Source organism: Pseudomonas sp. RIT288 (assembly GCF_000631985.1).
GTDB lineage: Bacteria > Pseudomonadota > Gammaproteobacteria > Pseudomonadales > Pseudomonadaceae > Aquipseudomonas.
Map to the genome: position 1 here is coordinate 31,152 of NZ_JFYN01000020.1, position 12,234 is coordinate 43,385.

Genomic DNA, 12,234 nt, shown 5'->3' on the forward strand with positions numbered 1-12,234 from the left:
TCCACTGCAGGAGTGAGCCTGCTCGCGATGAATCCACCTCAAATCCCGCAGAGTTCACGCAATAACGAGGTATCCAGATGCTGCTCCACCAGATCCGCCAACCGCTCGATATCACGCTCGCGCAGGCCGTGGTAATCCACTTCCTGCACATCGCTCAACCCGGCCCAGCGCAGCAACGCGGCACTGGCTTGCGGTGATTCGAACAAGCCGTGCAGATAAGTGCCGAACACCTGCCCGTCCAGACTCTGCGCACCGTCGCAACGACCGTCCTCCAGATGCACCGCCGCATTCTCCAGCGCCGGCCCCACCGTCACGCCCGCATGGATTTCATAGCCACTGACCTCGGCGTTTTCCAGCGCCAGACGCCCGCGTACATTGCGCAACTGCTTCTCGGCTTCCAGCGTGGTTTCGAATGCCAACAGACCCAGGCCGGCACTCGACCCCGGCGCGCCTTCCAGGCCCAGCGGATCGTGCACCTGCTCACCGAGCATCTGCAGACCGCCGCAGATCCCCAGCAACTTGCCGCCATACCGCAAGTGCCGATTGATCGCCGTGTCCCAGCCATTGGCACGCAGATATGCAAGATCGCTGCGCACGCTTTTCGAGCCGGGCAGGATGATCAGGTCGGCGGCAGGGATCACCTGCCCCGGGCCGATGAATTGCAGATCGACCTGCGGATGCAGACGCAGCGGATCGAAGTCCGTGTGATTGCTGATGCGCGGCAGCACCGGCACCACCACTTTGAGCACTTGCTCGGCCTTGTCGGTCTGGCGCTGATCGATGCCGTCCTCGGCCTCCAGGTGCAGATCCATCACGTACGGCAGCACGCCGACCACCGGTTTGCCGGTGCGCTGTTGCAGCCAGTCGAGGCCCGGTTGCAGCAAAGCGATGTCACCGCGAAAACGGTTGATGATGAAGCCCTTGACCCGCGCCTGTTCGCTCGGCGACAGCAACTCCAGGGTGCCGACCAGATGCGCAAACACCCCGCCACGATTGATGTCGGCAATCAGCAGCACCGGGCAATCCACCGCTTCGGCAAAGCCCATGTTGGCGATGTCACCGGCACGCAGATTGATCTCGGCTGGCGAGCCAGCACCTTCGACCATCACCAGCGGATACGCCGCACTCAGCCGCTCGTGCGACGCAAGCACTGCTTGCATGGCGATGGCTTTGTAGTCGTGATACGCCACCGCGTTCATGCTGGTGACCGCGCGGCCATGGATGATCACCTGCGCGCCGGTGTCGCTGTTGGGCTTGAGCAGCACCGGGTTCATGTCGGTGTGCGGTTCGAGGTGCGCCGCTTGCGCCTGCACCGCTTGCGCCCGACCGATCTCGCCGCCGTCGGCGGTCACCGCGCTGTTGAGCGCCATGTTCTGCGGTTTGAACGGCACCACCGCCACACCCTGACGGGTGGCCCAGCGGCACAGCGCCGTCACCAGCGTGCTTTTACCGGCGTCGGACGTGGTGCCTTGCACCATCAGGGTGGTCATTTCGACTCCTTGGCAAAGGCTTGCAGCGCCTGTTCGAGACGCGCTTCTTCAGCGGCGTTGGCCGGCAGGCCGAAACGCAGGCTGCTGTTGTGGGTGAAGATTCGCAGGAGGATCCCGCGTCGGGCCATGAATTCGTGCAGCGCAGGCGCGTGCTCGGTGATCAGCCACTGAAACAACGCGCAACCGCCGTGGGGTTTGAAGCCGTAGCGCTCCAGCAGCAGCGCCAGACGTTCACTGGCTTCATCGCTGCGAATGCGTTGCCGGGTGTGCGCTTCGGTGTCTTGCAGACAGACCTGACCGAGCACCCGCGTCGGCCCGCTGACCGCCCATGGCCCGACCTGCTCCGCGAGCAATCTGAGCAACTTGCGCTCGGCCAGCACAAAACCCAACCGCACCCCGGCCAGACCGAAAAACTTGCCGAACGAGCGCAGCACAATCAAACCGATCTGGTGGGTATGCGGTGCCAGACTCATCTGCGGCGTGTTATCCATGAACGCTTCATCGACCACCAGCCAGCCGCCGCGTTGGGCCAGTCGAGCGTGCCAGTCAAGCAGCCGCGCCGGGGTCAGGCTCAGGCCGGTGGGATTGTTCGGATTGACCACCACCAGCACGTCGAGACTGTCGAGAAAGAATTCCACCTCCTGCTCCAGCACTTCGCGCACGATGTAACCGCTGCGCCGCCAGGCTTCGGCGTGCTCGGCATAACACGGCGACAACACACCGACCTTGCCGGCGCGGCGCAAACGCGGCAGCAACTGGATCGCCATCTGCGAACCGGCCACCGGCAGCACCTGCGAGGCGCCGTAGTAATCGCACGCAGCCTGCTCCAGCCCGTCATCGGTTTCCGGCAATCGCGCCCAGGCCCGCAACGGAATCTCCGGCACCGCAAACGGCCACGGCGCGAGGCCGCTGGACAGGTCGAGCCAGTCGGCCTCGGCAATCCCGTAATCGAGTGCAGCCTTGCGCAGCCGGCCACCGTGCTCAAGCATAGAATTCAGCCCCCACGCAGAGAATCAGCAGCCATAACCATACCCCGCGCTGGACCAATTGCCACCCGCGATCAATCGAATCGGCATCCGCCGGCGGACCTTCGCCCAGTTGCGGCCGCTCATGCAGTTCGCCGTGATAGATCGCCGGGCCGCCCAGTTCGACATTCAACGCACCGGCACCGGCCGCCATCACCGGACCGGCATTCGGGCTGTCCCATTGCGGCCCTTGGCTGCGCCAGCATTTCCAGGCAAGCCGGGTGTTGCCCAGCAGCGCGTAGGTCAGCGCCACCAGCCGGGCCGGAATGTAGTTGAGCACGTCGTCGATTTTTGCCGCGCACCAGCCGAAGCGCTCGAAGCGTTCGTTGCGATAGCCCCACATCGCGTCGAGCGTATTGCTCAGGCGATAGAGCACCACGCCCGGCGCACCCGCCACGACAAACCAGAACAGCGCGGCGAACACCGCGTCACTGCCGTTTTCCAGCACCGATTCGGTGGCCGCGCGGGCGACGGCGGTGCTGTCCAGTTCGCTGGTCTGGCGACTGACCAGATAGCCGACACGCTTGCGCGCTTCTTCCAGATCGTCGGCGCGCAAAGCGGCGGCTACCGGCGCGACATGCTCACCGAGGCTGCGCATGCCGAGGGCGCAATACAGCGCAAGAATCTCGACGATCCAGCCTACATACGGCGCCCATGAAAACGCGGTGGCGAGCAAGGTCAGCGGCAGCACCGCGATCACCCACGCGGTGACCCCGTGACTGCGCCAGCCGCGCCCGCCCGCATTGAAACGGCGCTCGATGCGCCCGGCAAAATTGCCGAACGCTACCAGCGGATGCCAGCGTTTCGGTTCACCCAGCAGCGCATCCAGCGCGACCGCGGCGACACTCAACAACGCCACACTCATTGACTCACTCCCCAATAATTTTCGTACAGCAACTCATTGAGCGGCCGCGCCTGCGCCCACCCTTCGAGAACCAGCATCGGCGCCGGATAGAATTCCTTGACCGGCCCCAGGCACAACACCGCCAACGGCTTTGCCCCAGCCGGCAATTGCAGCAGATCGGCCAGTGCCTGCGGTTCGAACAGCGACACCCAGCCCATGCCCAGTCCCTCGGCACGGGACGCCAGCCACAGGTTCTGAATCGCGCAGGACAGCGAGGCCATGTCCATTTCCGGCAGCGTACGACGGCCGAAAATGTGTTTTTCGCGATCGTCCATCAGTGCCGCGACCAGCACTTCAGCGCAATCGTTGATGCCTTCGACCTTGAGTTTCATGAACTCGTCACTGCGCTCGCCGAGGGCTTCGGCGGTGCGGATGCGTTCGGCTTCGACGAGGCTCTGGATTTGCCCACGCAAGGCGCGGTCGCTGATGCGAATGAAGCGCCATGGCTGCATCAGGCCAACGCTGGGCGCCTGATGCGCGGCTTCGAGCAGGCGGCGCAGCAGATCCGGTTCAACCGTGCCGCCGGTGAAGTGGCGCATGTCGCGGCGTTCGGCGATGGCTCTATAAACCGCTTCGCGTTCGGCTTCGGAGAATGTGTTGTCGGTCATGACCTCTTCGCGAGCAGGCTCGCTCCCACATTGGACGGGGTGCTTGCTCAAGAAACGCGATCCCCTGTGGGAGCGAGCCTGCTCGCGAAGGCGGCCTGACGTTCTGGCGCAAACAATGCAGCAATCGCCGTCGGATTCGACGGAAAGTAGAAATGCACATAAGACGCCGTCATCCGCCCTTCCCGATAAACCGCCTCCGCCCCGCGCCCGCCATTGGGGCTCAGCCCCCGGGCAATCGGCGTCAGTTCGGTGCTGGTCAAGGAATGGTGATAGGTGTGCCCACGTAACGAACCTTCCGGCAAGTCCACCGCTTGCAGTGCCAGTGCCGCCAGACGTTTTTGCATCACCGCCTCACCGCGCAGCAGCCCGACCAGTTCAGCGCGGGTGCCGTCGACATCGGTCAACGCGTCGAGCAGATAGAGCATGCCGCCGCACTCGGCGAGCAGCGGTTTGCCGGCGGCGTGGTGCACACGGATCGCATCGAGCATCGCGGTGTTTTGCGATAACGCGACATGGTGCAACTCCGGATAGCCACCGGGCAGATACAGACTGTCGGCGTCAGGCAATTGCGTATCGCGGATCGGCGAGAAGAAACTCAACTCGGCGCCCATCGCCCGCAGCAGGTCGAGGCTGGCGCCGTAGGTGAAGGCAAAGGCTTCGTCGCGAGCGACGGCAATGCGCACGCCGTCGAGCAGTGGTTCGGCAGGAATCACTTCAGGCGCGGCAAATTCCACGGCCGGTGGCAGCGCTACCTCGCAACTGCTGGCCAAGGCTTCGGCGGCGGCGTCGAGACGCAGGTCGAGGTCATTCAATTCGCTGGCCTGCACCAGACCGAGGTGCCGGCTCGGCAACTCGATCCCGGTTTCCCGGGACAGGGCGCCGTACCAGCGCAAGCCTTCGGTCAGGCTGCCTTCGAGCAGTTGCGCATGACGCAAGGTGCCGACGCGGTTGGCCAGCACACCGGCAAACGGCAGGTCCGGCTGATAACGTGCCAGCCCCAGCGCCAGGGCACCAAAGGTCTGGGCCATGGCGGTGCCGTCGATCACGCCGAGTACCGGCACGCCGAAGTGGCGCGCCAGATCGGCGCTGGACGGCGTGCCGTCGAACAGCCCCATCACGCCTTCGATCAGGATCAGATCGGCTTCGGCAGCGGCTTCCCATAACAGACGGCGGCTTTCCTGCTCGCCGACCATCCACATGTCCAGTTGATACACCGGCGCACCGCTGGCGCGCTCGAGAATCATCGGGTCGAGAAAGTCCGGGCCGCACTTGAACACGCGAACCTTGCGCCCCTGATTGCGATGCAAGCGAGCGAGCGCGGCGGTGACGGTGGTCTTGCCCTGACCGGAGGCCGGGGCGGCGATCAGTACCGCCGGGCAGTGACGTGGTTGATTCAAAGTTCGACGCCTTTCTGCGCTTTGATACCGGCCTGGAAGGCGTGTTTGAGCATGCCCATTTCGGTGACGGTATCGCCCATCTCGATCATTTCCGGCTTGGCCGCGCGACCGGTGACGATTACGTGTTGCATCGGCGGACGCGCCTGCAGGTCGCTGAGCACTCGATCCAGATCGAGGTAACCGTGCTTGAGGGCGATGTTCAATTCGTCCAGCACCACCAGGCCGATCGACGGATCGCGCAGCAGCTCGCGGGACACTTCCCACGCGGCTTCGGCGGCGGCGATGTCACGCTGGCGATCCTGGGTTTCCCAGGTGAAACCCTCGCCCATCACGTGAAAACGCACTTGCTCGGGGAAGCGGCGGAAGAACAGTTCTTCGCCAGTGCTGTTGCGGCCCTTGATGAACTGCACCACACCACACTGCATGCCGTGGCCCATGGCGCGGGCGAGCATGCCGAACGCCGAACTGCTTTTGCCTTTGCCATTGCCGGTCAGCACCAGTACCAGGCCGCACTCGTCGGGCGAATTGGCGATGCGTTCGTCGATCACGGCTTTTTTGCGCTGCATACGCGCCAGATGGCGTTCGTCGCGCTCGGGGGAATCGGTCATGGGGGAGCTCTCCGTTGAGGCTGGATAACGGCGGGCAGGCACAAGAATAGACGGCAAAAAGCCTGGCATCGCCCACCGTGATGCCGCTGGATGGATCAGGCCGGTCTCCGGGCTCATGAGCAGCGAATCGCCTGACTGCGCGCCTTCCCGCGTCTGTCGACACAGTGGCTCAAGGCGCAGTTTTCACTCATTTACCGTTGCGGGGGCAGCGCCGGGATCGTGATCGTTCTTCACCTGAAGACAACCCTCACCGGCTTCCCTGTTTCACCCTGTCGACACACGTCACAGAGCACCTGAAACAAGCCGCGAAGGTTAGAGGGTTGGGGGTGGAGCGTCAATTAAAGAGGGGGCCGTCGGGCGAATAACTGCCGTTGATCAATTATCTGACGCCAATCTTGTGCCACACTGAGGCAGGTGATATCAAAGAGCCATGCTTTTGTTTGAAAAAGCACACTACAACAATAAGGATGATGACGATGCAAGGCATGATCATCAGCAACCCGCGCCTGGAATTCCTGCGCCCGATGCTAGAACGCTGGTTTGACTGTATCGACCGCTACAACGCCATTCGCGGCGACAACGACACCCCTTACTGGCATGACGAGAAAGCCAATCTCGGATTGCTCTCCGCTGCGGCATGGATGGCCGAGCTGGTAACCCTTTGCGACACCCCCACTCGCAAACAGAACGAGGAAGGCGAACGCAATGCCCGCGCCGACCTGTTCATCGCCGGGGCTGAAGACCGCACCTACCTTCGGGCGACCCAGCGCTGGCCGCGAGTCAACAACCTCAATCTGACCCAGGCCCTGCTGGACATCACCAGCGACGCCAAACGCATCAGTTTTGCCAGCGACCTCAAGCTCGGCTGCCTGTTCGTCGCCCCGCAAAAAGCCCAACACAGCGCCAGCCCCGAAGAGCTGCAGGACATGGTCGACGACCTGCAAAAGGAACACTGTTGTGCAGTGGCCTGGTATTTCCCCTACGCCTACCGCAAGTTGCGCAGCGAAGCGGGCAACTATCATCCGGGCATTGCCGTGCTGCTCAAAGAGGCCCGTGGTTGAGCAGTTGAACCATCGGGTGCGCGCGCTCCTCTATGATTAGGCATGCATTCATAGGGAAGATCAGTAATGCGCAAAACCCAACTCGCTCTCGTCATCGCCCTCGCCGGAGGGCTCGCCGCCTGTGGCGAATCCTCCAGCCTGCAAGTTTCCGACGGCACCGGCCCGTCACCGAAGCTGCCTGAACCGAACAAAACCCTGATCCCGACGGTGAACATCGCCCCGGCGATCGGCTGGCCTGCAGGCGGGAAACCGACCGCCGCCGCCGGCACGCAAGTCGCAGCATTCGCCGAAGGCCTCGATCACCCGCGCTGGCTCTACGTGCTGCCCAACGGTGATGTGCTGGTGGCGGAAACCAACGCCCCGCCCAAACCCGATGACAGCAGCGGCATTCGCGGCTGGGTGATGAAGAAAGTCATGGGCAAGGCTGGTGCTGGCGTGCCAAGCCCGAACCGTATCACCCTGTTGCGCGATGCCGATCACGACGGCGTGGCCGAGACCCGCACGGTGTTTCTGCAAAACCTCAATTCGCCGTTTGGTATGACCCTGGTCGGCAACGATTTGTACGTCGCCGACACCGATCGCCTGCTGCGCTTCCACTACGAGCAAGGTGCGACCGAGATCAAGACGCAGCCGATCAAAGTCACCGACCTGCCGGGCGGCACGCTGAACCATCACTGGACCAAAAACGTTATCGCCAGCAAGGACGGCAGCAAGCTGTACGTCACTGTCGGCTCGAACAGCAACGTCGGCGAGAATGGTCTGGATAAAGAAGAAGGTCGCGCCGCGATCTGGGAAGTCGATCGCGCCACCGGCAACCACCGGATCTTCGCCTCGGGCATCCGCAACCCCAACGGCCTGGCTTGGGAACCCATCACAGGCGCGTTGTGGACAGCGGTCAACGAACGTGACGAGATCGGCAGCGACCTGGTGCCGGACTACATCACCTCGGTCAAGGACGGCGGCTTCTATGGCTGGCCATTCAGCTATTACGGTCAGCACGTGGATGTCCGGGTGAAGCCGCAGAATCTGGATCTGGTGGCCAAGGCTATCGCGCCGGACTATGCCGTCGGCCCGCACACCGCCTCACTGGGCCTGACCTTCGCTGAAGGCAACAGCCTGCCGGCACAGTTCAAGGAAGGCGCGTTTATCGGGCAGCACGGCTCGTGGAACCGCAAACCGCACAGTGGCTATAAAGTGATTTTCGTACCGTTCGCCGCCGGCAAGCCGAACGGGCCACCGGTGGATGTGCTGACCGGTTTCCTCGACAAGGACGAGAACGCGCTTGGCCGCCCGGTAGGCGTGGTGATTGACCAGCAAGGTGGTTTGCTGGTGGCGGATGATGTGGGGAACAAGGTGTGGCGGGTGTCGTCCGCCAAGTAACTTTGGCCGGCCCCAAAACAACGGTAGGAGTGAGCCTGCTCGCAATGACGGTGTCACATTCAACATCAGTGTTGATTGATCAACCGCTATCGCGAGCAGGCTCACTCCTACATTGGATTGTGAGCGATTTTTACTACGGGTTATGCGCCAGATGCTCAGGCTGCAACACCCGCTTGGCACTCAGATACGCCTTCTGCCAGTACGCCTTCGACAGACTGTCCAGCTTCACCGTGCCGCCGGTGGCCGGCGCGTGCACGAAACGCCCTTCGCCGACGTAAATCCCCGCATGGCTAACCTGCGAGCCGCCATTGGTGGCGAAGAAGATCAGGTCGCCAGTCTGCAATCCCTCTTTGCCGACATTCGGCGCCTGCATCACGATCATCTCGCGTGTCGAACGCGGCAAAGAGATACCGGCCGCGTCGCGGTAGACGAAACCGATCAGGCCACTGCAATCAAACCCGGAGTCCGGTGTGTTGCCGCCCCAGCGATAAGGCGTGCCAACCAGGCCCAGCGCGCGAAACAGCACGTCTTCAGCAGCCGGCGAAAAAGCTTGGGAAGGCCCGAACACCACCGGGGCGCGTACCACGGGCGCAGGCGGCGGAGTGCGGCTGGCGCAGGCGCTGAGCAGCGCTGCGAAGAAGATCAACGTGAGGCGGGCCGACATCGTCATAAGCAGAACATCCTGATCTGGCTGCGGCTTTCTCTGCCGGATGGACAGAAAACAAAACCGCCTGCGCAGCACGCAGGCGGTTTGCCATCAATATAGATACAGGATTCTAGCGGCTACGCGGCAAACTTCAAGTAAGACTTTAACTTCACCTTGTAAAGTCTAGGTCTACTCCCTTGCCGGGCACCGTCTTTGTCGCCACGGACGTGGCGACAACGGGGAATTACTTGCGAGCAGTGACCACGGTCGGAGCCATCGCGAGGGCGCGCTTGGCTTCGATGAAGGTCTTGCTCCAGTAGCTGTCACCCAGGCTGTCGATGCGAACACCGCCGCTGCGACGACTGCTGGAGTGGATGAACTGGTTGTCACCCAGGTAGATCCCGGCGTGGCTTACACGACCGCGACGACCATTGGTGGCGAAGAACAGCAGATCGCCCGGCTCAAGGTTGCCGCGCGAGACCAGAGGCGCATCCACGTTGATCATTTCGCGGGTGGAGCGCGGCAGATTCATGCCGGCTTCTTCGCGGAACAGATAACCGATGAAACCGCTGCAGTCGAAACCGGCTTCAGAGGTACCACCGAAACGGTAACGGGTACCGATCAGGGACATGCCGCGTTCGAGGATACTGTCGGCCAGAACCGGGAGCTCGTACGGTTTCTTGTTGAAGTCCGAGAGTTCTTTTTCGGTGTCCAGCTCTTCCTGGTAAATAACGGAAGACTGGGCAGTGGCAGAATTTTTAACCTGTTGAGGCTGCTCTTGAACTGGAGAATGAGCAGCGCAACCGAACAACAGGGTGACGAGTGCGAGAGGCACGAGGGGTGCGAAGCGATTTAGCATGGGCACGACCGTGGCTGAAGTTGTAAAGAAGCCGAGACTATGCCCGCTATCAGCCTCATTTGCAAATTCAATCGATCTTTTTGTGACTTCCCGGTTTCTCGTTTACATCTAAGCGCTTAAGCCCATTTCAATCGATACGCGGTCTGCACAGGGTGCGGAAACGCGGATTTTCTGGCGCCTGAAATATGTCGAAACGTGCTGAAAGCCGCGTTTATAAAGGGCTGACTACCAGCCGAGGGTTTCTTTCAGGAACGGAATCGTCAGCTTGCGTTGCGCCTGCAGCGAGGCCTGATCCAGCTGTTCGAGCAGGTCGAACAATGCACTCATGCTGCGGGTGCCGCGAGTCAGAATAAAGTGTCCGACTTCATCGGTCAGGTGCAAGCCGCGACGCGAAGCGCGCAATTGCAACGCACGCAATTTGTCTTCATCGGAGAGCGGACGCATCTGGAAGATCAGCGCCAGAGTCAGGCGCGATTTAAGGTCAGCCAGCTTCACCGGCAGTTCGCGTGGCGAGGTTGAAGCAGCAATCAGCAAGCGCCGACCGCTGTCACGCAGACGGTTGAACAGATGAAACATCGCCTCTTCCCAGTCGGCCTTGCCGGCAATCACCTGCAAGTCATCCAGGCAGACCAGTTCGTACTGTTCGAGGTTGTCGAGGATTTCGATGCCGCGATCCATCAGCTCGGCCAGCGGCAGATACACCGCCGGTTCACCCATCTGCTCGAAACGCAGGCAGGCCGCCTGCAACAGATGCGTACGCCCTACCCCATGCTTGCCCCACAGGTAGATCAGGCTTTCGGTCCAGCCGGCGTCGGCTTCGCATAGGCGCTCGACATAGCCGAGTGCAGCGGCATTGGCGCCTGGGTAGTAGTTGATGAAGGTGGCGTCGTCACGCAGACGCACACCTAGGGGCAGCTGAATCGGTTTCATGCTGACTGAACAGTTCTCAAGGAACCGTTAGTGGCCTCTGTGTAAAGTTTGCGAAGTTTATACCCGTGAAGCTGAGCGCACAATGCGACAGACCCCAAGCAAAATCAAAGGTTTGCGTTAACACGCTGGTTTTATGACAGTTTCTCTGACGCGGTATCTAACCAACCCGCGGCAAAACACGGGCCAACCCGGCACGATGCCGGGCCGCCCGTGACCGGATTACAACTCGGGTTCATCTGCCCCGCTGTAGATATCCGAGTCCTTGTACAAATCGTGCACGTGACGCACCAGCACCATGATCACCGCCGCCACCGGCAATGCCAGCAGCACACCGGTAAAGCCGAACAGCTCGCCACCGGCCAGAATCGCGAAGATCACCGCCACCGGATGCAGGCCGATCCGATCGCCGACCAGCAGCGGCGTCAGCACCATGCCTTCCAGCGCCTGCCCGACCATGAACACCGCCACGATCCCGATCATCGGGTACAGGTCGCCACCGAACTGGAACAGCCCGGCAATCAGCGCCGCGCCAATGCCGATCACAAAGCCCATGTACGGCACGATGGCCGCCAGACCTGCGATCAGGCCGATCAACAGCCCCAGCTCCAGACCAACAATCATCAGGCCCGCTGCGTAGATCACGCCCAGGGCCAGCATCACCAGCAACTGGCCGCGCACAAACGCGCCGAGCACCTCATGGCACTCACCTGCGAGCGAGACGATGGTTTCTTCACGATCACGCGGCAGCAGGCTGCGGATCCTGGCCATCATCACGTCCCAGTCGCGCAGCAGGTAGAAACTCACCACTGGGATCAACACCAGATTCGCCAGCCAGCCGATCAGCGCCAGACTCGAGGCCGTCGCCTGACTCAGCACCACACCGACGATGTCAGTGGTTTGCCCCATGTGTTCACTGATTGCCGCCTTGACCTTGTCGAACTTCCAGAAGCCGTCAGACAGCCCCAGCTTCGACTGCGCCCATGGCAGCGCGGTGTGCTGCAGCCAGTCAAGCATCTGCGGCGCCAGCTCATACAAACGCACCAACTGCTTGGCGAGCATCGGCACCAGCACCAACAGCAACGTGGTGACGATCAGGGTGAACAAGGCGAACACCGCGATCACCCCCCAGGTGCGCGACAGGCCCAGCCGCTCCAGACGATCCACCAGCGGATCGAACAGATACGCCAGCAGCAACGCCACCAGAAACGGCGTGAGGATCGGATGCAGCAACCAGACAAACGCGCAAAGCAGGACTACCCCACCGAGCCAGAACCAACGCCGCGTATCGGCCATGTACCACTCCTACTGCTTCTATATAAGGAAAGA

At 61.9% G+C, this 12,234-nt stretch carries 12 protein-coding genes and 1 riboswitch; of the genes, 2 read left to right on the forward strand and 10 right to left on the reverse strand.

The genetic code is table 11. From position 1 onward, the window contains the following. Positions 1–38 precede the first annotated feature (38 nt). Genes BW33_RS17650 through cobO form a run of 6 tightly spaced genes read right to left on the reverse strand, consistent with a single transcriptional unit; the run spans position 39 to position 6,032 of the window. Positions 39–1,490, reverse strand: a complete 1,452-nt coding sequence (locus BW33_RS17650) for a cobyric acid synthase (RefSeq protein ID WP_047600240.1) — start codon at positions 1,488–1,490, stop codon at positions 39–41. Beyond that, positions 1,487–2,479 carry a threonine-phosphate decarboxylase CobD gene (gene cobD, locus BW33_RS17655; RefSeq protein WP_047600241.1) on the reverse strand — a complete coding sequence of 331 codons (993 nt, stop codon included), beginning with the start codon at positions 2,477–2,479 and terminating at the stop codon, positions 1,487–1,489. The genes BW33_RS17650 and cobD overlap by 4 nt, the downstream gene beginning before the upstream one ends. Next, complete coding sequence (gene cbiB, locus BW33_RS17660) at positions 2,472–3,380, reverse strand: adenosylcobinamide-phosphate synthase CbiB (RefSeq protein WP_047600242.1); 909 nt, start codon at positions 3,378–3,380, stop codon at positions 2,472–2,474. Before cbiB ends, cobD begins: the two co-directional genes overlap by 8 nt. After that, on the reverse strand, positions 3,377–4,027 hold the full coding sequence (gene bluB, locus BW33_RS17665) for a 5,6-dimethylbenzimidazole synthase (protein WP_047600243.1): 651 nt from the start codon (positions 4,025–4,027) through the stop codon (positions 3,377–3,379). Before bluB ends, cbiB begins: the two co-directional genes overlap by 4 nt. Positions 4,028–4,074: 47 nt before the next feature. Then, a complete protein-coding gene (locus BW33_RS17670) occupies positions 4,075–5,424 on the reverse strand; it encodes a cobyrinate a,c-diamide synthase (protein ID WP_047600244.1) in 1,350 nt (449 codons plus the stop codon). After that, positions 5,421–6,032, reverse strand: a complete 612-nt coding sequence (gene cobO, locus BW33_RS17675; RefSeq protein WP_027614057.1) for a cob(I)yrinic acid a,c-diamide adenosyltransferase — start codon at positions 6,030–6,032, stop codon at positions 5,421–5,423. Before cobO ends, BW33_RS17670 begins: the two co-directional genes overlap by 4 nt. An 81-nt stretch (positions 6,033–6,113) precedes the next feature. Further along, positions 6,114–6,344, reverse strand: a riboswitch (cobalamin riboswitch). A 164-nt stretch (positions 6,345–6,508) separates the two neighbouring features. On the opposite strand from cobO, the gene BW33_RS17680 reads away from it, so the two are divergent. Next, positions 6,509–7,093, forward strand: a complete 585-nt coding sequence (locus BW33_RS17680; protein WP_047600245.1) for a hypothetical protein — start codon at positions 6,509–6,511, stop codon at positions 7,091–7,093. 66 nt (positions 7,094–7,159) lie between these two features. After that, positions 7,160–8,473 (forward strand): PQQ-dependent sugar dehydrogenase, encoded by a 1,314-nt coding sequence (locus BW33_RS17685; RefSeq protein WP_047600246.1) that lies wholly within the window; start codon positions 7,160–7,162, stop codon positions 8,471–8,473. Positions 8,474–8,606: 133 nt separating this feature from the next. Here BW33_RS17685 and BW33_RS17690 read toward each other — a convergent pair whose 3' ends face one another. The 4 genes from BW33_RS17690 to BW33_RS17705 all read right to left on the reverse strand — a co-directional run bounded on the left by BW33_RS17690 (position 8,607) and on the right by BW33_RS17705 (position 12,201). Further along, positions 8,607–9,143 (reverse strand): C40 family peptidase, encoded by a 537-nt coding sequence (locus BW33_RS17690; RefSeq protein ID WP_034156233.1) that lies wholly within the window; start codon positions 9,141–9,143, stop codon positions 8,607–8,609. A 220-nt stretch (positions 9,144–9,363) separates the two neighbouring features. After that, positions 9,364–9,978, reverse strand: a complete 615-nt coding sequence (locus BW33_RS17695; protein WP_007962885.1) for a C40 family peptidase — start codon at positions 9,976–9,978, stop codon at positions 9,364–9,366. 225 nt (positions 9,979–10,203) lie between these two features. Next, the gene (gene hda, locus BW33_RS17700) at positions 10,204–10,908 is read right to left on the reverse strand and encodes a DnaA regulatory inactivator Hda (RefSeq protein WP_003223042.1); all 705 of its coding nucleotides are present in this window, start codon (positions 10,906–10,908) and stop codon (positions 10,204–10,206) included. Between the two features lie 219 nt (positions 10,909–11,127). Beyond that, entirely contained in the window at positions 11,128–12,201 is a 1,074-nt protein-coding gene (locus BW33_RS17705; protein WP_047600247.1) for an AI-2E family transporter, read from the reverse strand. Positions 12,202–12,234: the final 33 nt, after the last annotated feature.

Bases quoted from the DNA above. Each gene is read 5' to 3' on its own strand.
- cobO (WP_027614057.1), bottom strand. From the start codon at position 6,032: ATGACCGATTCCCCCGAGCGCGACGAACGCCATCTGGCGCGTATGCAG.
- cobD (WP_047600241.1), bottom strand. From the start codon at position 2,479: ATGCTTGAGCACGGTGGCCGGCTGCGCAAGGCTGCACTCGATTACGGG.
- BW33_RS17690 (WP_034156233.1), bottom strand. From the start codon at position 9,143: ATGACGATGTCGGCCCGCCTCACGTTGATCTTCTTCGCAGCGCTGCTC.
- bluB (WP_047600243.1), bottom strand. From the start codon at position 4,027: ATGACCGACAACACATTCTCCGAAGCCGAACGCGAAGCGGTTTATAGA.
- cbiB (WP_047600242.1), bottom strand. From the start codon at position 3,380: ATGAGTGTGGCGTTGTTGAGTGTCGCCGCGGTCGCGCTGGATGCGCTG.
- BW33_RS17705 (WP_047600247.1), bottom strand. From the start codon at position 12,201: ATGGCCGATACGCGGCGTTGGTTCTGGCTCGGTGGGGTAGTCCTGCTT.
- BW33_RS17680 (WP_047600245.1), top strand. From the start codon at position 6,509: ATGCAAGGCATGATCATCAGCAACCCGCGCCTGGAATTCCTGCGCCCG.
- BW33_RS17650 (WP_047600240.1), bottom strand. From the start codon at position 1,490: ATGACCACCCTGATGGTGCAAGGCACCACGTCCGACGCCGGTAAAAGC.
- BW33_RS17685 (WP_047600246.1), top strand. From the start codon at position 7,160: ATGCGCAAAACCCAACTCGCTCTCGTCATCGCCCTCGCCGGAGGGCTC.
- hda (WP_003223042.1), bottom strand. From the start codon at position 10,908: ATGAAACCGATTCAGCTGCCCCTAGGTGTGCGTCTGCGTGACGACGCC.
- BW33_RS17695 (WP_007962885.1), bottom strand. From the start codon at position 9,978: ATGCTAAATCGCTTCGCACCCCTCGTGCCTCTCGCACTCGTCACCCTG.